Annotated in this window: 22 protein-coding genes; 15 read left to right on the forward strand and 7 right to left on the reverse strand. The window is 71.7% G+C overall.

Features of this window, described 5'->3' with window-relative positions; translation table 11 throughout:
• The 11 genes from AB0C04_RS29330 to AB0C04_RS29380 all read left to right on the forward strand — a co-directional run.
• A partial coding sequence (locus tag AB0C04_RS29330; protein WP_357060842.1) for a glycosyltransferase family 4 protein occupies window positions 1-1,046 on the forward strand: 1,046 nt, incomplete at its 5' end.
• 73 nt (window positions 1,047-1,119) lie between these two features.
• Window positions 1,120-2,922: a serine/threonine-protein kinase gene (locus AB0C04_RS29335; protein WP_357060845.1), complete on the forward strand. Its 1,803-nt coding sequence runs from the start codon at window positions 1,120-1,122 to the stop codon at window positions 2,920-2,922.
• Between the two features lie 52 nt (window positions 2,923-2,974).
• Window positions 2,975-4,819 (forward strand): protein kinase, encoded by a 1,845-nt coding sequence (locus AB0C04_RS29340; RefSeq protein WP_357060848.1) that lies wholly within the window; start codon window positions 2,975-2,977, stop codon window positions 4,817-4,819.
• 103 nt (window positions 4,820-4,922) lie between these two features.
• On the forward strand, window positions 4,923-5,732 hold the full coding sequence (locus tag AB0C04_RS29345; RefSeq protein WP_357060851.1) for a metal-dependent hydrolase: 810 nt from the start codon (window positions 4,923-4,925) through the stop codon (window positions 5,730-5,732).
• Entirely contained in the window at window positions 5,729-6,640 is a 912-nt protein-coding gene (locus AB0C04_RS29350) for an amidohydrolase family protein (RefSeq protein WP_357060854.1), read from the forward strand. Before AB0C04_RS29345 ends, AB0C04_RS29350 begins: the two co-directional genes overlap by 4 nt.
• A 255-nt stretch (window positions 6,641-6,895) precedes the next feature.
• A complete protein-coding gene (locus AB0C04_RS29355) occupies window positions 6,896-7,993 on the forward strand; it encodes a LacI family DNA-binding transcriptional regulator (RefSeq protein WP_357061068.1) in 1,098 nt (365 codons plus the stop codon).
• A 136-nt stretch (window positions 7,994-8,129) separates the two neighbouring features.
• Window positions 8,130-9,434 carry an extracellular solute-binding protein gene (locus AB0C04_RS29360; protein ID WP_357060856.1) on the forward strand — a complete coding sequence of 435 codons (1,305 nt, stop codon included), beginning with the start codon at window positions 8,130-8,132 and terminating at the stop codon, window positions 9,432-9,434.
• A 67-nt stretch (window positions 9,435-9,501) separates the two neighbouring features.
• A complete protein-coding gene (locus AB0C04_RS29365; RefSeq protein WP_357060859.1) occupies window positions 9,502-10,470 on the forward strand; it encodes a sugar ABC transporter permease in 969 nt (322 codons plus the stop codon).
• A 1-nt stretch (window position 10,471) separates the two neighbouring features.
• Window positions 10,472-11,365, forward strand: a complete 894-nt coding sequence (locus AB0C04_RS29370) for a carbohydrate ABC transporter permease (RefSeq protein WP_357060861.1) — start codon at window positions 10,472-10,474, stop codon at window positions 11,363-11,365.
• Complete coding sequence (gene yicI, locus AB0C04_RS29375) at window positions 11,362-13,593, forward strand: alpha-xylosidase (RefSeq protein WP_357060864.1); 2,232 nt, start codon at window positions 11,362-11,364, stop codon at window positions 13,591-13,593. The genes AB0C04_RS29370 and yicI overlap by 4 nt, the downstream gene beginning before the upstream one ends.
• Window positions 13,590-14,999 carry a GH1 family beta-glucosidase gene (locus tag AB0C04_RS29380; RefSeq protein WP_357060867.1) on the forward strand — a complete coding sequence of 470 codons (1,410 nt, stop codon included), beginning with the start codon at window positions 13,590-13,592 and terminating at the stop codon, window positions 14,997-14,999. The genes yicI and AB0C04_RS29380 overlap by 4 nt, the downstream gene beginning before the upstream one ends.
• 164 nt (window positions 15,000-15,163) lie before the next feature.
• Here the strand turns inward: AB0C04_RS29380 and AB0C04_RS29385 are convergent, their stop codons facing one another.
• Window positions 15,164-16,213: a phosphotransferase gene (locus tag AB0C04_RS29385; protein ID WP_357060870.1), complete on the reverse strand. Its 1,050-nt coding sequence runs from the start codon at window positions 16,211-16,213 to the stop codon at window positions 15,164-15,166.
• 251 nt (window positions 16,214-16,464) lie between these two features.
• Here AB0C04_RS29385 and AB0C04_RS29390 point away from each other — a divergent pair, with 251 nt between their 5' ends.
• The 3 genes from AB0C04_RS29390 (at window position 16,465) to AB0C04_RS29400 (ending at window position 18,390) form a co-directional block, all read left to right on the forward strand.
• A complete protein-coding gene (locus AB0C04_RS29390; protein ID WP_357060872.1) occupies window positions 16,465-16,821 on the forward strand; it encodes a hypothetical protein in 357 nt (118 codons plus the stop codon).
• A gap of 388 nt (window positions 16,822-17,209) precedes the next feature.
• Window positions 17,210-17,626 carry a hypothetical protein gene (locus AB0C04_RS29395; protein ID WP_357060875.1) on the forward strand — a complete coding sequence of 139 codons (417 nt, stop codon included), beginning with the start codon at window positions 17,210-17,212 and terminating at the stop codon, window positions 17,624-17,626.
• A gap of 101 nt (window positions 17,627-17,727) precedes the next feature.
• Complete coding sequence (locus AB0C04_RS29400; RefSeq protein WP_357060877.1) at window positions 17,728-18,390, forward strand: hypothetical protein; 663 nt, start codon at window positions 17,728-17,730, stop codon at window positions 18,388-18,390.
• A 722-nt stretch (window positions 18,391-19,112) separates the two neighbouring features.
• Here the strand turns inward: AB0C04_RS29400 and AB0C04_RS29405 are convergent.
• Both AB0C04_RS29405 and AB0C04_RS29410 read right to left on the reverse strand, forming a co-directional pair.
• The gene (locus tag AB0C04_RS29405) at window positions 19,113-19,649 is read right to left on the reverse strand and encodes a hypothetical protein (protein ID WP_357060880.1); all 537 of its coding nucleotides are present in this window, start codon (window positions 19,647-19,649) and stop codon (window positions 19,113-19,115) included.
• A gap of 96 nt (window positions 19,650-19,745) precedes the next feature.
• The gene (locus AB0C04_RS29410; RefSeq protein WP_357060883.1) at window positions 19,746-19,994 is read right to left on the reverse strand and encodes a hypothetical protein; all 249 of its coding nucleotides are present in this window, start codon (window positions 19,992-19,994) and stop codon (window positions 19,746-19,748) included.
• Between the two features lie 265 nt (window positions 19,995-20,259).
• Between AB0C04_RS29410 and AB0C04_RS29415 the strand changes: the two genes are divergently transcribed.
• On the forward strand, window positions 20,260-20,520 hold the full coding sequence (locus AB0C04_RS29415) for a hypothetical protein (RefSeq protein ID WP_357060886.1): 261 nt from the start codon (window positions 20,260-20,262) through the stop codon (window positions 20,518-20,520).
• 97 nt (window positions 20,521-20,617) lie between these two features.
• Here AB0C04_RS29415 and AB0C04_RS29420 read toward each other — a convergent pair whose 3' ends face one another.
• The 4 genes from AB0C04_RS29420 to AB0C04_RS29435 all read right to left on the reverse strand — a co-directional run bounded on the left by AB0C04_RS29420 (window position 20,618) and on the right by AB0C04_RS29435 (window position 24,940).
• A complete protein-coding gene (locus AB0C04_RS29420; protein WP_357060889.1) occupies window positions 20,618-21,598 on the reverse strand; it encodes an aminoglycoside phosphotransferase family protein in 981 nt (326 codons plus the stop codon).
• Window positions 21,599-21,739: 141 nt separating this feature from the next.
• Window positions 21,740-22,240 carry a hypothetical protein gene (locus AB0C04_RS29425; RefSeq protein ID WP_357060892.1) on the reverse strand — a complete coding sequence of 167 codons (501 nt, stop codon included), beginning with the start codon at window positions 22,238-22,240 and terminating at the stop codon, window positions 21,740-21,742.
• 82 nt (window positions 22,241-22,322) lie between these two features.
• Window positions 22,323-22,916, reverse strand: a complete 594-nt coding sequence (locus tag AB0C04_RS29430) for an NTP transferase domain-containing protein (protein WP_350872884.1) — start codon at window positions 22,914-22,916, stop codon at window positions 22,323-22,325.
• 311 nt (window positions 22,917-23,227) lie between these two features.
• A complete protein-coding gene (locus tag AB0C04_RS29435) occupies window positions 23,228-24,940 on the reverse strand; it encodes a bifunctional 3'-5' exonuclease/DNA polymerase (protein ID WP_357060896.1) in 1,713 nt (570 codons plus the stop codon).
• Window positions 24,941-24,960: the final 20 nt, after the last annotated feature.

Below are 24,960 nucleotides of genomic sequence, written 5' to 3' on the forward strand. Positions count from 1 at the left end.
TCAACCACACCCTCACCCGGGCCGCCCTGCGCGCCACCGAGGCCGGCGACTACGACGTCATCCACGCCCACGACTGGCTGGTCGCGCACACCGCGGTCACCCTCGCCGAGCATCTCGACCTGCCCCTGGTGACCACCATCCACGCCACCGAGGCGGGCCGGCACCAGGGCTGGCTGCCCGAGGAGATGAACCGCACCATCCACGGCGTCGAGCACTGGCTGAGCAACTCCTCCGCCCGGGTGATCACCTGCTCCGGCTACATGCGCGACCAGGTCACCACCCTCTTCGAGGTGCCCGTCGCACAGGTCGACGTGGTGCCCAACGGGGTCGACGACCGGGCGTGGCGGGCCCGCCCACGCGCCGTCGCCTCCGCCCGGGCCCGGTTCGCCGGGAACGGTCCGCTGGTCGGGTACGCCGGCCGGCTGGTCTACGAGAAGGGCGTGCAGCACCTGGTGCACGCCGTGCCGTACCTGCGGCAGCGGCACCCGGGGCTGCGGGTGGTGATCGCCGGGGACGGCCCGTACCGGGGCGAGCTGGAGGAGGAGGCCCGGCGGCTCGCGCTCACCTCGACCGTCCGCTTCGCCGGCTTCCTGGACACCACCCAACTGCCCGCGATGCTCGCCGCCACCGACGCGACCGTGGTGCCCAGCCTCTACGAGCCGTTCGGCATGGTCGCGTTGGAGGCGGCCGCGGCCGGCGCGCCGCTGGCGGTGGCCCGCACCGGTGGCCTCGCGGAGATCGTCGAGCCCGGCGTGACCGGGGTGACGTTCCCGCACAGCGACCCGGACGCGCTCGCCACCGCGGTCGACCAGCTCCTCGGCGACGAGGTCTTCGCCCGACGGGTCGCCCGGCGGGCCCGGACCATGGTCGGCGAGCGGTACGGCTGGGCGACCATCGCGGCGCGCACCGCCGGCAGCTACGCCGTCGCCCGACGGGAACACGGGTCGTTGCAGGCCCGCCGGGCCGCCGCCCGGCTGGCCGGTGGCCGTCCGCACCTCACCATTCCGGACGGAAACCTGCTCGTCCGCGACGGTACGGCCTGTTGACCGAGGCGTACGACCGATAGGTCACCTCCGATCCGCTGGCTAGGGTGTACATCGGACAGCGGCGGGGAGGAGCGTGCGGCAGGTGCTGATCGCCGGCCGGTACCGGCTGCTCGACCTGGTGGGCCGCGGGGGCATGGGACGGGTGTGGCGCGCCCGTGACGAGATGCTGCACCGTGAGGTCGCGGTCAAGCAGGTCGTGCCGCCCGCCTGGCTGGCCGACGACGAGCGGGCCGAGCTGCGGGCGCGCACCCTGCGGGAGGCGCGCACCGCGGCCCGGCTCAACCATCCCCGGGTGGTCCGGCTCTACGACGTGGTCCCGGTCGACGGCGAACCGTGGATCGTCATGGAGTACGTCCCGTCCCGGACCCTGCAGGACGTGCTGGACGCCGAGGGGCCGCTCGATCCGCCCCGGGCGGCCCGGATCGGGCTGGCCGTGCTGGCGGCGTTGCGCGCCGCGCACGCCGCCGGGGTGCTGCACCGCGACGTGAAGCCGCAGAACGTGCTCGTCGCCCACGACGGGCGGGTGATGCTCACCGATTTCGGGCTGGCCGTCTTCGACGGCGGCGACGGGGCGATGACGCGGCCCGGCATGGTGCTCGGATCGCCGCAGTACGTCGCCCCCGAGCGGGCTGCCGAGGGGGTCTCCAGCGTGGAGGCGGACCTCTGGTCGCTGGGTGCCACGCTGCACGCCGCGGTCGAGGGATGTTCCCCGTACGCCCGCAGCACCGCGATGGCCACCCTCAGCGCCCTGGCGAGCGCGCCACCGGATCCGGCGCCGCACGCCGGGGCGCTGGCGCCGGTGCTGGCCGGGCTGCTCCACCGCGACCCACGGCAACGGATCGACCACGACGAGGCCCATCGCCGGCTGACCACCGCCGCCCAGCGGGTCGGGCCGCAGGCGCCGGTGGCGGCCGACCATCCGACCGGCGACCGGCCGGGCTCCGCACCGGCCGACGGCTGGTCCCCGACGGCGCCCGTCGCCGAGCCGGGGGCGCCCGGCGGGGCCGGCGACGGGCGGCGTGCCGATGCTCCGGCGGAGCGGTCGCCGAGCCCGGCTGACACCGCCGACCGGCCGGCGGCGACCGGGGGTGGCGCGTCCGGACCGGCCGGAGGTGGCGCGTCGCCGGCTGGAGAGCTGGCCGGTGGAGACGGTCGGCGGCTGCTGCGTCGCGGCGCGCTGGTCGCCACGGCGCTGCTGGTGGCCGCGGCGGCGGGCATCGGCACCGCGCTGGCGGTCACCGGCGACGGACACCAGGAACCGAACGCCGCCGATCGACGCGACCCCGGCCCACCGCCCTCCGGGCCGTTCGACCGTGGACCGGACCGGCACCGGCCGCCGCCCGGCGGTCCCGGGGTGCCCCCGCCGCCGTTTCCGTGCGTCCGGCCGGACATCGTCGGCCAGCCGGTGCCGGCGGCCGGTCCGGCCGCCGGCGAACGGTTCCGGCCACCGCACGGCTGGCTCTGGCACGCCGACGCCCGCGGATTCCGGGTGGCCGTGCCGAGCGGGTGGCGGTACTCCCAGGACGGCCCGATCGCCTGCTTCCAGGACCCGGCGACCGGCCGGGCGCTCGGCGTCGCCGGGCCCGAGAGCGGCGACCCGGTCCCCCGGCTGCGCGCCGTGCGCGACGAGGCCGCGGAGACGGGCGCGCTGCCCGACTACGACGAGATGCGGCTCGCCCCGAGCGGCGCAGACACCGTGTGGGAGCTGCGCTGGGACACCCCGCACGGCGACCGGCTGCACGCCACCCAGACGGTGCCCGGGACACCGCCGGGCGCCGAAGGCTGGACGCTGGGCTGGATCGCCGGTGACTCGGACTGGGCCGCCGCCGGGGCGGACTGGTCGACGATCCGGGCCAGCTTCCGCCCGCCACCTTGACCGTCCACGGCGGATGAGAAAACCATGACCGGTGGCTATCGTGTAACCGGGAGTGACCGAGGGGGACGCGACCGTGCGGCAGCTGCTGATCGCAGGTCGGTACCGGCTGCTCGACCTGGTCGGCACCGGCGGGATGGGCCGCGTCTGGCTGGCCCGTGACGAGATGCTGCACCGCGACGTCGCGGTCAAGGAGATCGTCCCGCCCGCCTGGCTGGCCGAGGCCGAGCGCGATGAGCTGCGGCTGCGGACGCTGCGCGAGGCGCGTACGGCCGCCCGGCTCAGCCATCCCAACGTGGTCCGGATCTACGACGTCGTGCACGACCGGGACAGCCCGTGGATCGTGATGGAGTACGTCGAGTCCCGCTCGCTGCAGCAGGTGCTGGCCACCGAGGGCTCGCTGAGTCCACGGCGGACCGCCCGGATCGGGCTGGCCGTGCTGGCCGCGCTGCGCGCCGCACACGCCGCCGGGGTGCTGCACCGGGACGTGAAACCGCACAACGTGCTGATCGCCGCCGACGGGCGGGTGGTGCTGACCGACTTCGGACTGGCCACCTTCACCGGTGGGGACGGGGCGATGACCGGGCCCGGGATGGTGCTCGGCTCGCCGCAGTTCGTGGCGCCGGAGCGTGCCCGCGACGGGGTGTCCGATCCGCGTACCGACCTCTGGTCGCTCGGCGCGACCCTCTACGCGACTGTGGAGGGTAAATCGCCGTACGCCCGGTCCAGCGCGATGGCGACGCTGACCGCGCTGGCCACCGACCCGCCGGACCCGATGCGCCGGGCCGGGCCGCTGCGCCCGGCGCTCACCGGGCTGTTGCAGCGCGACCCGTGGCGGCGGCTCACCGCCGCCGAGGCCGAGCCGCTGCTGCGTGCCGCGGCGAGCGGGCCGGATGCCGCCACGCTCGGCCCGACGGCACCGCCGCCCGGGTTCGGCCTGCCGCCGCCCGACCTCTCCTCCGGCCGCAAGGGAGGCACCCCGCCGCCTGGATTCGGCCTGCCGTCGCCCGGCCACCAGCCGGAGCACCGGGACGAGCCGCCGGCGGCACGGTCACGCCCGGCCGCTCCCGACGCCGCGGACGGTCAGGTCGGTGGCGATCCGACCCTCGCGGGCGCCCCGGCGGGTGAAGATGCCCCGAGCGCGCAGGGCCGGCCGGAGGTGGCGGCGGGGTCGGTGGTGGTCGGCGTACCGGGGCGACCGGAGCGCGCGCAGGGCCGGCGGGGTCGAGGGCGCCGCCGACGGCTCGCGGTCACGGGTGCGGGGCTCGTCCTCGTGCTGCTCGCCGCCGCGGGTACCGCCGTGGCGCTGAACGCCCGGGGCGAGCCGCAACGACGACCGTCGGGCTCCGGCGGCGGGGACAGCTCCACCCGCCCGGCCACCTTCGCCTGCGCGACCCCGCCCCCACCGGCGGCGCACCCGGTGCCGTCGGTGCCGCCGCCGGAGGGGGCGCGGTTCCGGCTGGTGCCCGGCTGGACGTGGTACACCGACCCGACGGGGTTCCGGATCGCCGCTCCGGTCACCTGGCTGCGCTGGAACGAGGACGCGGTCACCTGTTTTCGCGAGCCCGGCGGCGCTCGGGTGCTCAGCGTCGAGGCGAGCGCCCGACACAGTGACCCGGTGGCCTGGTGGGAGGCCGAGGAGCGGCGGCTCACCGGCGACGGGACGCTGCCGGGTTACCACAAGGTGGACATATCCCGGATGGACATCTTCCACGGCGGCGCCGTCTGGGAGTGCGGTTGGGTCAATGCCGCGGGCGAGCGGATGCACACCGCCCGGCTGCTGGCGAACACCTCCGCCTACCGCGCGTACACCGTCTCATGGTTGACAAAAGAGTTCGACTGGCAGGTCAACGCGACATACTTCGCAATGATCCGGCAGAGCTTCACACCCGCCCCCTGAGACTCTCCTTTGTGGACCGTCCGGGTGATTGCCCGCACGGTCCCGCTTCTGACTAGAGTGACGGTGCTTTGGCGCTCAAGATCCCTGGGGAGGGTGAGCCGACATGATGGGACCATCGCACGCGCTGTCCGGCGCGGCGGTGTGGTTGGCCGGATCCTGGGCACTGGACCAATTCGCCGACTATCACCAGTCACCGCTCGCACTCGCCGTCGGCACCGCGGTCTGCGCCGGTGGCGCGCTCTTCCCCGACCTCGACCTCTCCGGCAAGGTGACCCGCAACCAGGGTGGCGCCACGGTGGCCCGGACCTTCGGCGTGGTCAGCCTCTTCTTCGCCGAGGTGATGGAGAAGATCTCCCTCGGCGTCTACTACGCGACCAAGCTGAGCCGGGACCCGAAGCGCAACAACGGTCACCGGACGCTGACCCACACCATTCCGTTCACCGTGCTGGTCGGCTGGGGCACCACCGCCCTCTGCGCGGCGTACGGCAAGTGGGCGGTCATCGGCATCCTGTTCTTCATGATCGGGCTGGCCCTGCGCGGCCTCTTCGACAAGTGGGCCGAGCGGGCCGGTTGGGTGATCGTCACCCTGGCGTCGCTGGCCGCCGCGTGGTTCACCTACGCGAACCTGCCGGGCGGTCGGGGCTATCCCCTGATCGGCACCGCGGTGGGGGTGGGCTGTTTCGTGCACATCCTCGGCGACATGATCACCCGCGCGGGCGTGCCCATTCTCTGGCCGATCCCGATCAAGCGTCGGATGTGGATGATGGTCGGCCTACCCAACGGCATCGCCCTGCGTACCGGCAGCAAGACCGAGGTGGTCGTGCTGCGCGCCGTGCTGACCGTGATCTCGATGCTCGCCACGGCCGGGCTGGTGGCGCCGTCGGTGCTGCAACGGTTCAACATCGAGATATGACCGGCCCGTCCGGCGCGCCCAGCGCCCCGGACGCCGACGCCGGCGTTCCGGCGTTCTGGCGGGGGCTCGACCTGCCCGGGCTGGCCGATGTGCACGTGCACTTCCTGCCGCCCCGGCTGCTGCGCCGGGTCTGGGCGTACTTCGACGCGGCCGGTCCGCTGGTCGGCACCGAGTGGCCGATCCGCTACCGGTGGAGCGACGCGGAGCGGGTCGCGCACCTGCGGCGGCTCGGGGTGCGCGCGTTCAGCGCGCTGGCGTACCCGCACCGGCCGGGGATGGCCGCCGAGCTGAACCGGTGGACGCTCGACTTCGCCCGGGCCACGCCGGGCTGCCTGCCCTCGGCCACCTTCTTTCCCGAGCCGGCGGCCCCCGGCTACGTCGCCGCGGCGCTGGACGCCGGCGCACGGGTGTTCAAGGTGCACGTTCAGGTCGGCGGATTCCCACCGACCGACCCGACGTTGGACGCCGTCTGGGGGCTGCTCGCCGACGCCGGTGTGCCGGTGGTGGTGCACGCCGGGCACGCCCCGGTCGGTACCGCGCACACCGGGCCGGAGCCGTTCGCCGCGCTGCTCGCCCGGCACCCGACGCTGACCGCGGTGGTGGCCCACCTCGGCGCACCCGACTACCGGGCCTTCCTCGACCTCGCCGAGTCCTACGAGCGGGTGCGGCTGGACACCACGATGGCGTTCACCCCGTTCTTCGACCGGTTCCTGCCCTTTCCCACTGAGGAGCTGCCCCGGCTGCGTGAGCTGGGGCTGGCCGGAAAGGTGCTGCTCGGCAGCGACTTCCCGAACATCCCCTACCCGTACGCCGAGCAGCTGACCGGGCTGGCCCGCCTCGACCTCGGCGACGACTGGCTGCGCGCGGTCTGCTGGCACAACGCCGCCGCCCTCTTCGACCTGGGCTGAACACGGCTGCCGGCCGGGCTGTGACCCACACCACCTTCCAGCCAACCCGCCCCCTCATTCGGCGGAGCAGCCGCCGGGCGCGTCGCCGGGCGGCGGGAAGGTCGTTTCGACCGCGTCGACGCACGCCGGACACCAACTATTGACGATCCCGTAACGCTGACCTACGGTTCTGTCGAAACGCTTAGTCGAAACGCTTCGACAAGCGCGATCAACGATGATCGACCAGCCGGCCGAAGGAGGTGCGGGGTGGCCACCATGCACGACGTCGCCCGCCTCGCCCGGGTCTCGGTCAGCACCGTGTCGTACGTGCTCACCGGCACCCGGCCGATCTCCCAGGCGACCCGGGACAAGGTCCTCGCGGCCATGGCCGAGCTCGAATACCAGCCGAACGCGATGGCCCGCGGGCTGGCCAGCCGGCGCAGCCGGATCGTCGGCCTGCTCATGCCGATGGACGAGCGCGGGCTGGGCGCCACCGAGACCGCCTTCGTCACCGGCGCGGCCGCCGCGGCCAGCGCCGCCGGCTATCACCTGGTGCTCTCCCCGGTCGGCGCCGCCGACTCCGACGACCTGCGCCGGCTGGCCAGCCAGCGGATGTTCGACGGCGCGGTGCTGATGGAGGTGCAGGTCGAGGACCCGCGGGTCACCGCCCTCCAGGAGGCCGGGGTGCCGCTGGTGCTGATCGGCCGCACCGGTGACACCGCCGGCCTCTCCTACGTCGACATCGACTTCGACCAGACCGTCCGGGACGCCGTCGACCACCTCGTCGAGCTCGGCCACCGGCGCATCGTCTACGTGAACCACTCGGCCGCCACCATCGAGGCCGGCTACGGCCCGGCGCTGCGTACCCGGGACTCCTTCGTCGCCGCGATGCAGGGCTACGACCTGGAGCCCCTGATGATCCCCGCCGAGGACAGCGCGGCCGGCGGTCGGGCCGCCCTGGCCGAGGCGCTGGCCCAGGCCCCCGACCTCACCGCCGTGCTGGCGATGAACGAGAGCGCGATCTTCGGCATCCTCGGCGGGCTGACCACCCTCGGCGTGGCCGTGCCCGACGACGTGTCGGTGGTGTCGATGGTGACCTCGGCCCAGGTGGCCGAGCTGGCCACGCCCGCGCTGACCGCGATGGCCTCGCCCGGCTCGGCACTCGGCCGGATCGCGGTCGAGGCCCTGCTGCGCCAACTCGAGGGGGCCGGCGGCGACCACCACCAGCAACTACTGCCCTGCGCGCTGGAGATCCGCGGGTCGAGCGGAGCGGTACGCCTGTCCGCCGGCCCCGGCGGCGACACCGGCCCGCCCGGCACCGGCCCGCCGGCCACCTCGACCGAGGGTGCCGACCACCGCGCTGCCACGCGGTAACGCGCACCAGGACCAAGAAACCCGCCACCGCGCTGCCACGCGGTAACGCGCACCAGGACCAAGAAACCCGCCACCGCGCTGCCACGCGGTGACGGGCACCACAAGTACCGACTCGATACTCACCAGGAGGATAGCAATGCACCGATTCGGCAGGCTGGCTGCTGCGGTGGCGCTGGCCGCGACCGCAGCGACGACCATCGTCGCGTGCGGCGATGGTGGCGGCGGCGACGGCAGCGAGGCCAAGACCCTCAAGCTCTGGCACTACGAGAGCGCGAACAGCGCCATGGGCATCGCCTGGGACCGGGCCATCCAGATCTTCAAGGACGAGCACCCCGGCGTCGAGGTTCAGTTCGAGCGCAAGGCGTTCGAGCAGATCCAGCAGAACGCGGGCATGATCATCAACTCGTCCGAAGGCCCGGACATCATGGAGTACAACAAGGGCAACGCGACCGCGGGCCTGCTCTCCTCCCAGGGGCTGCTGACCGACCTCTCCGCCGAGGCCGACAAGCGCGGCTGGGCCGGGAAGCTCAGCCCCAGCCTGCAGACCACCGCCCGCTATGACGACAAGGGCGTCATGGGCTCGGGCAACTGGTACGGCGTGCCGAACTACGGCGAGTACGTGACGGTCTACTACAACAAGGACCTCTTCGATAAGTACGGCGTCAAGGTGCCGACCACGATGGCCGAGATGACGGCCGCGATGGACACCTTCGTCGACAAGGGCGTCACGCCGCTGGGCATGGGCGGCGCCGAGTACCCGGCCGGCCAGCTCTTCTACCAGCTGGCGCTGGCCAAGGCGGACCGGCAGTTCGTCAACAACTACGAGCTCTACAAGAACCCGGTGGACTTCAAGGCCGACCCGCTGAAGTACGGCGCGGAGACCTTCGCCGACTGGGTGCGGAAGGGCTACGTCGCCAAGGACTCGGCGAGCCTGAAGGCCGAGGACATGGGCACCGCGTTCATCAGCGGCAAGGCCCCGATGATCGTCTCGGGTAGCTGGTGGTACGGCCGGTTCAAGGCCGAGATGAAGGCCAACTGGGACAGCTTCCTGTTCCCCGGCAACACCCTGCAGGCCGGCTCCTCCGGCAACCTCTGGGTGGTCCCGCAGACCAGCAAGGCCAAGTCGCTGGCGTACGACTTCATCGACATCACCCTGCGTCCGGAGATCCAGGACCTGATCGGCAACAACGGTGGCGTCCCGGTGGCCGGCGACCCTTCGAAGATCACCGATCCGAAGGACCGGAAGCTGATCGAGAACTTCAACACCGTCAGCGCGCAGGACGGCCTGGCCTTCTACCCGGACTGGCCGGTCCCCGGCTACTACGACGTGCTGGTCTCCGGCTTCCAGAGCCTGATCAACGGTTCCAAGTCTCCCGACCAGGTCCTCGACTCGATCGCCAAGCCGTACCAGGACGGCGTCAAGGAGATCACCGGCAAGTAGCACGGCGAGCGGCGGGCGGGACCGGCACCGTCGGCACGCCCGCCCGCCCCGCCGGGAAGGATCTTCCATGGCAGTCACCGAGACCGTGGCCACCCCGCACCAGACGGCCACCCCGACATCGCCCAGGCCCCGCCGCAGGCGCGGCGACCGCAAGGGGGCGTACTGGCTCTACCTGATCCCAGGGGCGGTGCTCTTCGCCCTCGTCATCGGCGCCCCGCTGCTCGGCACCGTCTACTTCTCCCTGACCAAGTGGTCCGGGGTTGGCGACCCCACCTGGGTGGGCCTGGACAACTACCAGCACCTGCTGCACGACCAGGTGTTCTGGGCGTCGTTCCGGAACACCCTCGCGATGCTCGTCGCCATGGTGGTCGTGCCCACGCTGCTCGGGCTGCTCCTGGCCGCGGTGCTCTTCGACGTCATCGGCCGCCGGTTCAAGCCGCGCACCGCCGCCGCGCTGCGGGCCGCGTTCTACCTGCCGCAGGTGCTGCCCGTCGTGGTGGCCGGCATCGTCTGGGGCTGGATCCTGCGCCCCGACGGCGCGTTGAACGGCCTGCTCGACTCGATCGGCCTCGGCGCGCTGCGCCATGACTGGCTCGGCGACCCGGGCACCGCCCTGCCCGCCGTCATGGCGGTGATGATCTGGGTGCAGATCGGCTATCCGGTGGTGGTCTTCATGGCCGCGCTGCAGCGGGTCGACCCCGAGCTGTACGAGGCGGCCGAGGTGGACGGCGCCACCTGGTTCCATCGGTTCCGGGCGATCACCCTGCCGCAGATCCGGCCGGAGACGTTCGTGGTGGCCCTGACCGCCACCATCGCCGCGTTGAAGGTGTTCGGGCCGATCTTCGCCCTGACCCGGGGCGGCCCGGAGAACGCCACCAACGTGCCGTCGTACTTCGCCTACTACACGTTCTTCAAGAAGCTCCAGGTCGGCTACGGCTCGGCGATCTCCACCGTGCTCACGTTGATCATCGTGGTGGTGGCCGTGCTGTTCATCTGGCTACAGGCCCGCAGCGAGCGCCGGGATCGGGGGATCTGAAATGTCCGTCACGCTCACCCCGGCCGAGGGCACGGTCACCCCGCGCCCGAGCCGGCCCGGTCGCGACCGACACCACCGCGGCGCCACCCGCTGGGTGGTACTCACCCTGGTCACGCTCGCCGCGCTGGCGATGCTGGTGCCGTTCGCGTTCATGCTGCTCAACGCCTTCAAGTCGCCCGGCGACTACTCGACGGGCGGCCCGCTGAGCTGGCCGACGGAGTTCTACACCAAGGGTCTGCGCACGTACTGGACCACGGTGAACTTCCCGCTGAAGCTGTGGAACTCGGCCCTCATCGCCGGCTCCGTCGCGGTGCTCGGCGTCGCCCTCTCGCTGCTCAACGCGTACGCCCTGGGCATCGGCCGGGTCCGCGGCCGGCTCTGGATCGTCGGGCTCTTCCTGCTGGCCAACATGCTGCCGCAGGAGGCGCTGATCTACCCGCTGTACTACGTGGCGAAGGAGATCGGGCTCTACAACACCCGGCTCTCGGTGATCATCATCTTCACCGTCATCCAGAGCGCGTTCGGCACCTACCTGCTCGCCTCGGTGATGAGCACGTTCCCGCGCTCGCTGCTGGAGGCGGCCTCGCTGGACGGCGCCGGCAAGTGGACGGTGCTGTGGCGGGTGGTCTTCCCCAACCTGCGGCCCACCCTCGCGGTGCTGCTCATCTTCTTCTTCATCTGGACCTGGAACGAGTTCCTGATCCCGCTGGTCATGCTGATCGACAACCAGACGCAGACCATCCCGGTCGCACTGGCCTCGTTGCAGGGTGACCGGCTGATGGACGCCCCGACCACCAACGCGGGAGCGTTGATCAGCCTGGTCCCGGCCATCCTCTTCTTCCTCATCTTCCAGCGCACCCTCGCGCGCGGCATCACAGCAGGAGCCGAGAAGTGAAGTTCACCGACGGGTACTGGCAAATGCGGCCCGGTGTCACCGTGCTGCGCCCGGCCACCGTCGAGTCGGTCGAGCCGGACGAACGCGGTTTCACCGTCTTCGCCCCGACCGCCCGGCTCACCAGCCGCGGCGACACCCTGAACCGGCCGGTCGTCACCGCCCGGTTCTTCACCCCGGCGCCCGGCGTCGTGGGCGTCACCATCAGTCACCACACCGGAGGCCGGCCGCCGCAGCCCCGCTTCGAGCTGAACACCCTCGACCGCCACCCGGTCACCGTCGACGTCACCGGCCTCAGCGCCTCGCTGACCACCGGCGAGCTGACCGCCCGGGTGTCGCTCATCGACGGGTGGCAGGTCGACTTCCTGCGCGGGGACCACCGGCTCACCTCGTCCACCGCACGCAGCGTCGGCGTCGTCACCGACGGCGAGGGCCGCAACTACGTGCACGACCGGTTGGAGCTCGGCGTCGGCGAGACGATCTACGGCCTCGGCGAGCGGTTCGGCGCGTTCGTCAAGAACGGCCAGGTCGTGGACATCTGGAACGCCGACGGCGGCACCGCGAGCGAGCAGGCGTACAAGAACGTGCCGTTCTACCTGAGCAGCGGCGGCTACGGGGTGTTCGTCGACCACCCCGAGCACGTGTCGTTCGAGGTCGGCTCCGAGGTGGTGTCGCAGACGCAGTTCAGCGTCGAGGGGCAGTCGCTCACCTACTACCTCATCGACGGGCCCACCCCGAAGGACGTGCTGCGCCGCTACACCGCCCTCACCGGGCGGCCGGCCCGAGTGCCGGCCTGGTCGTTCGGGCTCTGGCTGTCGACGTCGTTCACCACCTCGTACGACGAGAAGACGGTCACCGAGTTCATCGACGGGATGGCCGAGCGGAACCTGCCGCTCTCGGTGTTCCACTTCGACTGCTTCTGGATGCGGCAGTTCCACTGGGTCGACTTCGTCTGGGACCCGGCGACCTTCCCCGACCCCGAGGGCATGCTGCGCCGGCTGCACGAGCGCGACCTGAAGGTCTGCGTCTGGATCAACCCCTACATCGCCCAGCGGTCGTACCTGTTCGAGGAGGGCCGCGAGGCCGGCTACCTGGTCCGTAACCCCGACGGCTCGGTCTGGCAGTGGGACAAGTGGCAGGCCGGCATGGCCCTGGTCGACTTCACCAACCCGGACGCCGTTCGCTGGTTCACCGGCAAGCTCAAGACCCTGCTCGACATGGGCGTGGACTCGTTCAAGACCGACTTCGGCGAGCGCATCCCGACCGACGTCGTCTGGCACGACGGCTCCGACCCGCAGCGGATGCACAACTACTACACCCACCTCTACAACAAGGCGGTCTTCGAGCTGCTGGAGGCCGAGCGCGGCAAGGGTGAGGCGGTGCTCTTCGCCCGATCGGCGACCGCCGGCGGGCAGCAGTTCCCGGTGCACTGGGGCGGCGACTGCGAGTCGACGTTCGGTGCGATGGCCGAGTCGCTGCGCGGCGGGCTGTCGCTGGCCGCGTCCGGCTTCGGCTACTGGAGCCACGACATCGGCGGCTTCGAGGGCACCCCCGACCCGGCGGTGTTCAAGCGGTGGACCGCCTTCGGGCTGCTCTCCTCGCACTCCCGGTTGCACGGCTCCAACTCCTACCGCGTGCCGTGGGCGTTCGACGAGGAGGCGGTCGAGGTGCTGCGGCACTTCACCCAGCTCAAGATGAGCCTGATGCCCTACCTCGCGGCGGCCGCCGAGGAGGCGCACCGCGACGGCGTGCCGATGATGCGCCCGATGGTGCTGGAGTTCCCGGACGACCCGACCGCGGCCTACCTCGACCGGCAGTACATGCTCGGCCCGGACGTGCTGGTGGCGCCGGTGATGAGCGCCGACGGCCAGGTGACGTACTACGTGCCGGCCGGCACCTGGACGCACCTGGTCACCGGCGAGCAGGTCACCGGGCCGACCTGGGTGAGCGAGAAGCACGGCTTCGACAGCGTGCCGGTGCTGGCCCGGCCGGGCGCGGTGATCCCGTTCGGCGCCCGCACCGACCGGCCGGACTACGAGTGGGCCGACGACGTGCGGCTGCGGCTCTTCGCACCGACTTCGGGGCAACGTACCCGGGTCAGCATCCCGTCGCCCGGGGAGGGCCCCGGCGCGGAGTTCGACGTGCACTACGAGGATGGGACTGCCAGCGTCGAGCTGGTCGCCGGCGCCTCGTCGGCGTACACCTGTGAGGTCAAGGAGGCCCGGCGATGACGGCGCACACTTTCCCGGAGAGCTTCGTCTGGGGCTCGGCCACCGCGTCGTACCAGATCGAGGGTGCGGCGACCGAGGACGGCCGCGGGCCGTCCATCTGGGACACCTACAGCCACACCCCCGGACGGACGCTCAACGGCGACACCGGTGACGTGGCCGCGGACCACTACCACCGCTGGCCGGAGGACCTCGGGCACATCGCCGAGCTGGGCCTCGGCGCCTACCGGTTCTCGATCGCCTGGCCGCGGGTGCAGCCGGGCGGCTCAGGCGCGTTCAACCGGGCCGGCATCGACTTCTACTCCCGACTGGTCGACGGTCTGCTCGAGCGCGGGATCCGTCCGGTGGCCACCATGTACCACTGGGACCTGCCGCAGGAGCTGGAGGACGCCGGCGGCTGGGCCGCCCGGGAGACCGCGCTGCGCTTCGAGGAGTACGCGGCCGGCATCGTCGGGGCGCTGGGTGACCGGGTGCACACCTGGACCACGCTGAACGAGCCGTGGTGCTCGGCCTACCTGGGCTACGCCTCCGGGGTGCACGCGCCGGGGCGTACCGAACCGGCGGCGGCGCTGGCCGCGGTGCACCACCTCAACCTCGCGCACGGCCTGGCCGGCCGGGTGGTGCGGGAGCTGGCCCCGGCGGCCGAGCTGTCGGTGACGCTGAACCTGCACGTCATCCGGGCGGCCTCGGACTCGACCGCGGACCGCGACGCCGCGCGGCGTATCGACGCGCTCGCCAACCGGGCGTTCCTCGGCCCGATGCTGGACGGCGCCTACCCGGCCGACCTGCTGGCCGACACCGCACCGGTCACCGACTGGTCGTTCGTTCAGGAGGGCGACGAGAAGCTCATCGCGGTGCCGCTGGACGTGCTCGGAGTGAACTACTACTCCAGCACGCTGGTGCGGGCCTGGGACGGGGTGTCGCCCCGGTCCGACGCCGACGGGCACGGCGCCTCGACGTTCACGCCGTGGGTGGCCGCCGACAACGTCGACTTCCTGCCCCAGCCCGGTCCGTACACCGCGATGGGCTGGAACATCGACCCGCCCGCGCTGACCGAGCTGCTGCTGCGTCTGCACCGCGAGTACCCGGGCCAGCCGATGATGATCACCGAGAACGGCGCCGCCTTCGACGACGTGGTCTCGGCCGACGGCCGGATCCACGACGACCGGCGCATCGACTACATCCGCCGGCACGTGGCCGCGATGGCCGACGCCCGGGCACAGGGTGCGGATGTGCGGGGCTACTTCGTCTGGTCGCTGCTGGACAACTTCGAGTGGGGCTACGGCTACGACCGTCGGTTCGGGATCATCCGCGTCGACTACGACACCCAGGTCCGCACCTGGAAGGACAGCGCCCACTGGTACCGGCGGCTCGCCGCCACCGGCGAGCTGGACCAGCCGGCGAGCTGACCACCCCCGGCGCCGCCGTCGTCCCCCGGTGGCGACGCCGGGTCGGCCACGAGTGCCGGCACCGGACGCCGGCGGACACCAATCATCGCGAGCGTGATACCGCAGAGGCATATTGATGCCGCTGGGGTATCACGCTCGTGGCGCATACCGGCTGTCCCAGCCGGTCAGCGCGTCGCCGCCTCGGCCCAGCGGACCAGCAGCTCCAGCACCGGACGGCGGCCGGCCATGATCCCGGCCTCGTCGCGCCGGTCGTACGTCTGCCCGGTGGCGCCGCCGAGCCGGGTGAGCATCAGCGGGGCCAGCCAGACGTACTTCGCCACCCCGGTCAGCTGGACCGCCCGGGTGACCGTGGCCGGATCCACCCGCCCGCGCAGACCGGCCCGGTAACGCTCGACCACGATCTCGGCCACCTCATCGAGCAGCGCCACATCGACCAGCCCGTCGAAGAAGGTGTCCAGCACGAGGTTGGCGGCGTCCTCGCCGACCGGTCCCGGTCCGACGCCGGACCAGTCCAGCAGCACCGGCCCGGCGGTGGCGAACACCAGGTTCATCGGCCAGCAGTCGTGGTGGCACAGGGTCCGGGGCAGCGCGTCGGTGGCAGCGACGATCTCGTGCCGGCGCTCCCAGATCCTTCGCAGGCCGGCCCGCATCGGCGCCGGCCAGGCCGCGACGGCGACCGGATGCTCCCAGGGCACCGGCTCGGGCACCGGCCGACCGAGCGTGTAGTCGCGCAGCCAGTCGCGGGCCAACCAGTCCGGCGTCCGCCCGCCGCCCGGCCAGACCCAGCTGGACGGGTCGCCGAGCCACCGGGCGTGGCCAGCGCCGAGCCGGCCGGCCACCTCGCCGAGGTCCGCCGGGGAGCAGGTGGTGCCGGCCCGACCGGTCGCTTCCACCAGCCAGAGCGCCACCGTCTCGTCCGGCCGCTCATCGACCGCCAACAGCTCCGGCCCGGCCAGCCCGGGGTACGCCGTGGTGGCCAGGCCGCTGCGGTACGCCTCGATCTCCCGCTGCCAGTAGTTCCAGTGCCCCGGGTCGTCGCTGCCGGCCCAGTGGGTCGGGCCGGGGCGGCCGGGCGGGGCCAGCAGCTTGAGCACCGCCGGGCGACCGGCGCGGCGGGTCCGCCAGATCCCGCCGGTCACGCCGTTGAGCGTGTTGTGGGTCAGCGGCTCCGCCGGCACGTCGGCGGGCACCAGGTCCAGGGGCGGACGGAGCACCGGCCGAGCCTACCGACCAGGACTCGCCACCATGACGCATAGCTACCTGATGGGCCCGCTTCATCGCCGAGGCCAGGCTCTCCTTGCGGTGCCTGGGCGGTCAAGGCAGCCCTGCACGATGCCTGAAGCGCGAGATCGCGCGCGAAGCGAACACACTTCCAGCTAGCAGCGGACGGACCAGTTAGGGATCATGGGCATACACCCGGACAGCCCGGGTGCACAGGCGACAGGTCCGAGCCGACGGTGAGTTCATGAAGGCATTCCTGTACCCGGCGTTCGGTGAAGTTGACCTTTCTGGGACCGCCGGCGAGTATCACGCCCTCGCCGCGCTGGTCGCGGCCGGAAGTGGAACCCAAGCTGCAGAGCCTGACGCCACCGACGCCTTCGGCGGCACCGTCCTGACCCGGATCCAGGTCTCGACCTCAGCCAACAGCCTGGTACTGATCTCGGCAGGCGCGGACGGCATCCTCCAGATCTCCGGTGCCCCGGACCCGCTGGCCATCCTCGCGTCGAACTTCGAGGCGATGGCAACTGCCGAGAAGGCGGCCACCTACACGTCGACTACTTCCCAGATCACCCATACCTGGATCCAGGATCAGCGAGTTTGATTGTCAACAGCCCCCACGGCGGCATGCCAGCGGAGTAGCCGACGTTTGACGTGAGTAGGAGCATCCACATTGTCGGCAGCCGCCCGCCTCACTCCGGTTGACGCGCTACAGGTTGGCTTCACCTGAGCTGTCTGTGACCGAGTTCGACGAACGGATGTGCCCAGGCCCTATCCTCCCCGCATGCCGATCATCGCCGTGGCACGCCGACAGCGTGGCCGTCGCGACCTGTTTGCTCCTACTGCCCGCCCTGTCGAGTTGTTTTGACCAGGACCGACGCGGCGCTGGGTCACCGGGTAAAACCCCAGCGATAACCTTGCCTCCGCCAGCGGCGGAGGGCACACCCGCCGGCACACCCGCGCTGGCACCGACCCGGGTGACCGTGGCACCTATGTCCACGGCGACCACATCCTCTGAGGCGGCGGCACAGCAGGTACCTGTGATTCGGTCCATTGTCGCGACGCCGGACCGGGTGGATCGGTTCTCCTGTTCGCCTCCGGTCCCGCCAGAGCGGCCCGAGGTGGTCGTCCGGGTCGATGGGCCGGGTCTGGAACTCGCCGCCGTGGTGGTCACTCTCAGCTACGGGGCCTCTGGGGCGGAGTACCAGGGCGAGGTTCGGATGCGGTACGACAAAACCCGGAAGGCGTTCACGCACCGGTTGCCGCCGGTGAGCAGGGCGGCGTTCGGCGAGAGGGCACACGGCATCTGGCTGTCGGTCCAAGCCGCGAACACGTCCATTCAGCCATGGGTGCCGCCCCCGACGAGCGGTTGGATCGCCCTTGCCGGCCGGTGCACCGTCGTCCGGTGACGTCCGGGATGGCCCACCCCCCGACCCTCGACGTCCAGCCACCACACGTTCGGCGCGGTCGCGGTCTTTGGCGCTAGTGAGGGACTCGTACTCTGGCCGGCGTGTCTGCGTCCCTCGCCGCCATGGCCCGGCACCGCCGGGTAGTCCTCGCGGTTGCCCTGGCCCTATCTGCCGGCTACCCGGTAGGGCAATGGTTCGGGTCGGTGGGCGATGAAGCCCTCGGTGATCTATGGTTCTTCGGGCTTCTGGCAGTTCTGGTGATGTCGCTGGTGCTGCTGATCGTCTCTTCTCTGGCGCAGCGACCGGCGGTCTTCATGGTGCGGCCGGAAGAGTCGTCCTTCAGCACGCCGCCTAGCTCCCCGGTAATCGCTACCGCTCTTCTGTTCACGTTTGCGGCCTCAGGGCACGTCGCCTCGCTGGTCGTCTCGGTGAAGTCGCACGACCTGCCGCTTGAGAAGACGGTTCTCGCGGTCGCCTGGATAGCTGGGTCTTGCCTGCTCCTGGCCGGGGCCTGGCATGGATTGGGTGTCCACTTACGCCCTGAGGGCCTACGGTGGCGGGAGCTGACCGGGTCGGTGAGCGTGCTGTCGGAAGCGATAGCCCCTGGTCATCCGCTTCGGCCCGCGGTACGCGCCGGCACTCTGGCTCTCACTTATGGCCGCCTCGAACTGGTCCGTCGCCGCGGCCTGGTGCTGAGCCAGCGACTGCTGCGATCGACAATGTCCACGCCTGGTTCATCGCGGACGCTATCCAGCAATACGTGACGCACTCCGATCGTCGGGCAGCGATCGGCACGGAGGGCGAATACCGCCGCCTCCGCCACGCGATGCGCGACGAACTCGCCGAGCCGCCGGCCGGGCCCGGAACCCGAAAGCAAACCCATAGAGCCGCTGTCACGAAGGTGGTGGGACGGTTCCGACAACGGCATGCCTTGCCATCGCGGCCCTGGTCTCCGCTCACAAGCCCGTCAAGCAATTGATGCTGCCCTGGGCATGCGACGATGGTCAGCATGTCGAACCCGCGAAAGGACTATGCCGCGTAAGCGACCCGCGCAACTGCGCGCCGAATCGCTCTACCGGCGACCACTTGACGGCACGACCTCGGTCATACCTGGGCTCTCGCTCCAGGGCATGCAGGCCATCGCCTATCTCGAACGCACCCGCCTATGGGACCAGGCCGTGTCTGAGGCGTTGAGAACCTGGTCATGGTTCGTCCGCCATCCCTGGCACCGTTTGTGGGACCCGACGGCCGGCTGCGGGGTGATGAGGTGCTGTCCGAACCCGCCAGAGCTCCGCTGGGTCCTGGACGCCGCCGTAGCTGTTCTGCCGCCCAAGGACGCACGAGCCCTTCGTAAGCAGGTTGCCGCTCTTGATGAGCTGTGGTGACGCCGTCGCGCGGCAACGTCTCGCCTGGTGAAGGCAGCCTCTGATCACCTCGGTCAACGTTTGGCAGCCCATCGACGGCCCGGCGTCCGACTCCAGTCCGGCTAGCCAATTGAGGAGCCGGCGAGGCGGCCGCCGTGCCGTTGGGCCAGGGCGGACAGGGCTCTAACCCGTGCCTCGAACGCTGGGCTCGGAATGAGCTCGGGGAAGGCGACAACGAGCTGCCAATCGAGCCCAGCCGCAAGGTGCTCATTGCTCGTCATCAGACGTCCCGCCTCGCCTGGCCTGTACGTGGCCAGTCGCTGCGGGCTCAACTCCGTCAACTCTGCTCGGCATGCCTCCACGGCCGAGAGGCCCGGCAGGTCGATGTAGTACGTGGTCTGGCGTGCCGTCGCCTCCGGGTATTCGGCGCCGTACCCCATGGCCCAGTGAAGACGCTGCGCCAGGTCATGAAGGAAGAGACTGAGATCGCCCTCTGATGCCCCTGCTGGCAACGGCCCGTGCTCGGTCAACCGCCGGATCAGCCGCTGTGTCACGTCGGATGGAAGCTGGCCTGCCACCAGCGGCCCATGAAGAACCAAGCTCAGTCCGAGGAGCGCCGCCAGGTCCTGGTACGGCAGGGGCCGGATATCAGGCTTCACCTGGCCAACTTATCCGGCGTGGTTATGCAGGCGGGCGGTTGCGCCAGCGCGAATGAATGGCGCCTGGATGACGGATGCTTTCCATGCCAGCTCGTCTCACCCGAACGAGTCGCGGTTGTCGGCCTTCACCCGAACGCCGGCCCGTTCACCGCCTCTTGGACCGAACGGATACAGGTACAGCTCCGACGCCGCGAGCGTTTCGGCCCTCGGACAGCCCGCAGAACGCCAGCGACGCGCCGACGCTTCGATTGATCCCGGCGCTTCCGCAGGCCATGACAGCACTTCGGACTGCGCGACAGCGAACGGAAGATCCGGCCGTTGAAACGCCATCTCGGCGTCGGTCAACGGCTCCGAGCGGACACACGTAGCCTTCTCCATCAGCGTGGAAGTAGTGGCGACGTAGTCGTTGACCCGCCCCTTCTTGGCCTCGCGAAGGTTCGCCAGTCCCCGACTGCCGACGTGGGGCCATCGAAGTACGGCTCATGCCTGCACCCGCGCTGGCTCCACGTTCCGAAGCCTACGGTCACGACCGGTCCTGACTCACGTCATTGGTGGTGACCACCGACGTTTCAGGCTGTCTCGTGCCCCAGCCGTTTTCTAGAGTGGGCTGGTGCCGGATCCGCGCTTCGAGATGGTGATCTCCGAGGTTTTCCACATCACCGACCGCCCGGTGATCGTGTCCGGGCCAAGTAGTCCGACCGCGCTGCGTCAAGGCGAGTTGGTGGAGATTCTGTGTGACAACTACGTGTCGGCCACTACCCGCGCCTTCGTTGAGCTGCACACGCGTCCCGGTACCACGTCTCTCGTACTTCTCGACGTCGCAGCGTCTGACGTGGAACCAGGCTTCGTTCTTCGAGCGGCTGGGCGCTGAGGCCGGCAGCGACAGCCACGCCGTCCGCTTCAGGCTGGGGGTACGACCGCTCACAGCCCCAGCTGCGTAGGCAGCTGTCGGCTACCGAGCCTTCGCGCTATCCCGCCTCCCCCGGATCCAGGACCGGTCGAGCCGTGACCGCCTCGGCGATGCGGGTCAGCCAGTGCAGGTCGTTGGCGCGGGATTCGGGACTGGCCTCGGGCTTGAGGATGCTGGCCAGGAACGCGGCGACGTCGTCCAGGCGGCGCTCGCTGCGGTAGTAGCTGAGCAGGGCCTGGTCGGGCTCCGTCGGCCCGTAGCCCTGGCGGAAGAGTTCGGCGCGGTGCGCGTTGATCGGGTGGTCGCCGAAGTCGCCGCTGTAGACGAACATCAGGTCCCGCTCACGCGGCGCGAGGATCGGCCCGTCCCAGTCCACGACGTGCAGCGGGCCGTCGCCGTCGGCGAGCAGGTTGCCGGGGTGGATGTCGGCGTGGCAGATGACGTGCGGCGCTCCCGTCACGCGGGACGCGAGGTCGTCGACGGCTTCGGACAACTGATACAGCGCCGCCCCGTACCGCTGCCAGAAAGCGCCGAGGATGTCGCTCGCCGCGGCCCGGGGGCCGAGCGTCCGTAGCCGCTCGCCGGCGGTCGACCGGTAGGTCTCGACCGGCAGGGCCGCAGGGAGGTCCGCGCTCGGCGTGACCGTGTGCAGCCGGCTCAGGAAATCGCCGTACTCGATCCACTGGCGGTCGGTGAGGCCGCGGTGCCAGAGGCTGCCGCCGTCATGGAACGGGTAGAGCAGCAGCTGGTAGTCGCCGAACCCGTGAGCGGCCCCGCCGGCCGGCGGGTCGATCGGTGCCACGACCTGCGTGACGCCTCGGGCCCGGAGAAATCCGGGCAGCTGCACGGCTCCGGGGGTGAACTTCCCGCGGCGCAGCTTCAGGAAGTAGCGCTCGCCGTCGGACGTCTCGACGCGGTAGGCCCAGGCCTGCCCGTCCAGCCCGACCGGGAGGAACACGAGTCCGGTGACGGCCGAGCCCCACGCGTCGGCCACCTCTGCCGCCAGCAACCGCTCGTCAATGCCGGGCTTGTCGATCACAGCCGCGAGCGTTGCAGACCGCCGTGCGGGTGACAACGAGATTTGGCCTGCGCCGCCATGCCAGAGCCAGGTGCACGTCTCACCGAGCCACCGGGCGTGGCCGTCGCCGAGCTCCGGTCACGTCACTGAGCCATCGCGGAGCTATGACGGCAGACCCGGCGCCGGCCCTGGGGCTGCGGGGACGGCGTTGCGTCGTCGGACCAGCACCCGCGCCAGCAGCCGGCCGCCCTCGGCCGTCACGCTGTGGGCCGCCACCGGTCCCGCCACCGCCAACGCGCCGACCGCGCCCGCCAGCACGGTGCCACCCGCCGACACGTCCGTGGCGAGGGCGATCACCACCGCGCACAGCGCGGCCAGGACCATCGCGGCGGCGCAGGCGGTGACGATCCGGCGGACGCGTCCGCCGGTGCGCGCGGCGACCTCGCCGACCACGACGGCGGGTACGACCAGCAACGGCACCGCCACGGCGCCCAGCACCGCGGCGATCAGGACGAACACCGGACCGGCCAGCGGCCCGCCCGGGTCCGAGTTCGTGGCCAACGCGTACGCGAGCAGCGCGAGGTAGCCCACCAGACCCTCGAGAGTGAACGTCAACCAGGCGACCACCGCGCCCGCGACGTGTCGAGCGATCGTCCCGACCATGCCCACCATCCCCCGTTGCCGACGTGTCGGCCGGGGCGACTATATCCGGGCGGCCAGGAGCCGTGGGGCAACGTGCCGCGGGCTAGACGCCCACCCGCTGCGGCGGCACGGTCAGCCCGTAGAGCGCCATCAGCTCCGGCGAGTCGATCCGGCTGCCGTCGGCCACCGAGTCGCAGGCGATGTCGACGATCTGGTCCTTGTGCGCCAGCAGATAGGGCCGAGCGCCGACGTCGGCGCTGGCCAGGGTGGCGATGCCGGACCAGTGCCGGCGGCCGAAGAGCATCGGGTAGCCGCGCAGCCCGTCATAGGTGGCGCAGACGAGCACGTCGGGGTACGGCAGCGCGGCGACCCGGCGTACCGCGGCGACGGTGAGCCCCGGCATGTCGACCGGAACCACCACCACCGCCTCGATTCCCGCGTCGTCCAGCGCGGCCAGACCGGCGCGGATGGACGAGCCGACCCCGGTCCCCCACGCCCGGTTGACCACCACGGTGGCCCGGGCCAGGTCGGCCGTCTCGCGTACCTGGTCGGCCGCGGCGCCGAGCACCACCACGATCCGCTCGCAGCCCGCCTCGGTCATCGTGTCGATCATCTGGTCGACCAGGGGCTTCTCCCCCTGGTGCAACAGCGCCTCAGGACCACCGATCCGGCGCCCCCCGCCCGCGGCGATGATCATTCCTGCGATCCGGTTCAGCCTGCGCCCCCTCAAGTGTGGGACGGGCCGCTTCCGGCCCGTCCCGTCCTACCGACACTGCAACGAGGAGGGACAGCTACGGGTGGCGGTGCGAATAGGAGAAATAGTGCAACCGTTATACACCGGTCTTACTGATCCGACGATCAGGACGACAATCGCGCGGCGGCGACCGCGATCGCGAGGAAACCGGCCGCCGTCGTCGAGTAGATCGACATGAGCATGGCCGGCTGGAAGGGCAGCCGGTCCGCGGCGAACCCGGGAGTCGGCCGTCTCCTGACCCGGCGGGCGCTGGTTCAGGTCGCGTCGGCGTAGCAGTCGACGATGGACACGTCGAGCGGGAAGCGGACCGGGGTGTCGCCGAAGAGCAGTGCGGCGGCGCGCTCGCCGGAGCGGGTGACCGCTGCCGCTACCGCGTCGGCCTGCTCGGCCGGCGCGTGCACGACCACCTCGTCGTGCTGAAAGAAGACCAGCTCGGCGTCGGTGCCGGCGAGCTCCCCCCGGAGCGTGGCGAGCAGGGTTGAGGCCCACTCGGCGGCGGTGGCCTGGATGACGAAGTTGCGGGTGAACCGGCCGCGCGAGCGGGCGGCACGCGCCCTCGGCCCGTGCGGGTCGGCCGCACCGTCCGGATCGGGCGCGCCGTCGCCCGGATCGGCGAACCCTGCCGAGCCCGGCGGGCAGGTCCGCCCGAGCCAGGAGCGGACCAGGCCGCCGGCCTCACCGGTGCGCGCCGCCGCCTCGACGTAGCCGAAAGCGGTCGGGTAGCTGCGCTTCAGCACGGCCAGCGCGGGTACCGCGGCCCCACCGGTCTGGCCGTACATCGCGCCGAGCAGGGCCACCTTGGCCCGGGGTCGGTCGCCGCCGAACGAGTCCTCGGCCAGTGCGGCGTAGAGGTCGCCGGCGCCGCCGGCCGCGGCGAGCCGGGCGTCGCCGGAGACCGCGGCGAGCACCCGCGGCTCCAGCTGACCGGCGTCGGCGACCACGAACTGCCAGCCCGGGTCGGCCACCACGGCCCGCCGGATCACCTTGGGGATCTGCAACGCGCCACCGCCACGGGTGGCCCAGCGGCCGGAGACGACCCCGCCCGGGACGTACTCCGCCCGGAAGCGGCCGTCGCGCACCCACTGCTCGCGCCAGGACCAGCCGTGTGCCGTCCAGATCCGGTAGAGCTCCTTGTATTCCAGCACCAGCGGCACCGCCGGGTGGTCCACCCCGCGCAGCACCCAGGCCCGGGTATTGGGCAGCTCCACCCCGGCCCGGGCGAAGGCGCGCAGCAGCTCGGCCGGGGAGTCGGCGTGCAGTTGACGCACCCCGAACGCGTCGGCGATCCGGGCGGCCAGCTCGGCCAGCCGGCGCGGCGGGCCGCCGACCGGGGACGCCTCGCCGAGCAGGTCGGCGAGGATCGCGTCGTGTACGTCGACGCGCCAGGGCAGGCCGGCGGCGGCCATCTCGACCGCGATCAGGGCGCCGGCCGACTCGGCGGCGACCAGCAGCCGGAACCGGCCGGGGTGCTCGGCGCCGGCGATCCGGGTGAGCTGGTCGGCGTACACCTGGGCCAGGGCCTCGATGCCCAGCCCCGGCGGGCCGGACGGGGTGTCGAAGAGCGCACCCTGGCCGAGGCCGGGTGGCTCGGCCGGACGCGGCGGCGGGTCGGGCGGTACCGACCGGCCGGTCAGCCGGGCCCAGGCGGCGGCCGGCGAGCGCGGTTCGCCCCAGCGGCCGGCGTGACCGAGCAGCAGCGCCTCGGTCAGCTCCACGTCGTGGCACCGGTCGACCCGGACCCCGGCGCGCAGCAGCCCGGGGTAGCTGGTGGCCCCGGAGGCCCAGACCCAGCGCGGGCGCTCGGCGCGCTCCCGGACAGCGACCGCAGCGGGCAGGTCGGCCACCGGCTCGGGCGGGCCGGTGGGGCGGCCGGCGGCGTCGAGCGGCTGCAGCACGCCGCCGCTGCCGCTCTCGCTCGCCACCACCGCCACCAGCACAGACGTGATTCTGCCTCGGGCCACCGACATGCAGCCCGCCGCCCGCAGCG

It is taken from the genome of Micromonospora sp. NPDC048909, assembly GCF_040649635.1.
Lineage (GTDB): Bacteria > Actinomycetota > Actinomycetes > Mycobacteriales > Micromonosporaceae > Micromonospora.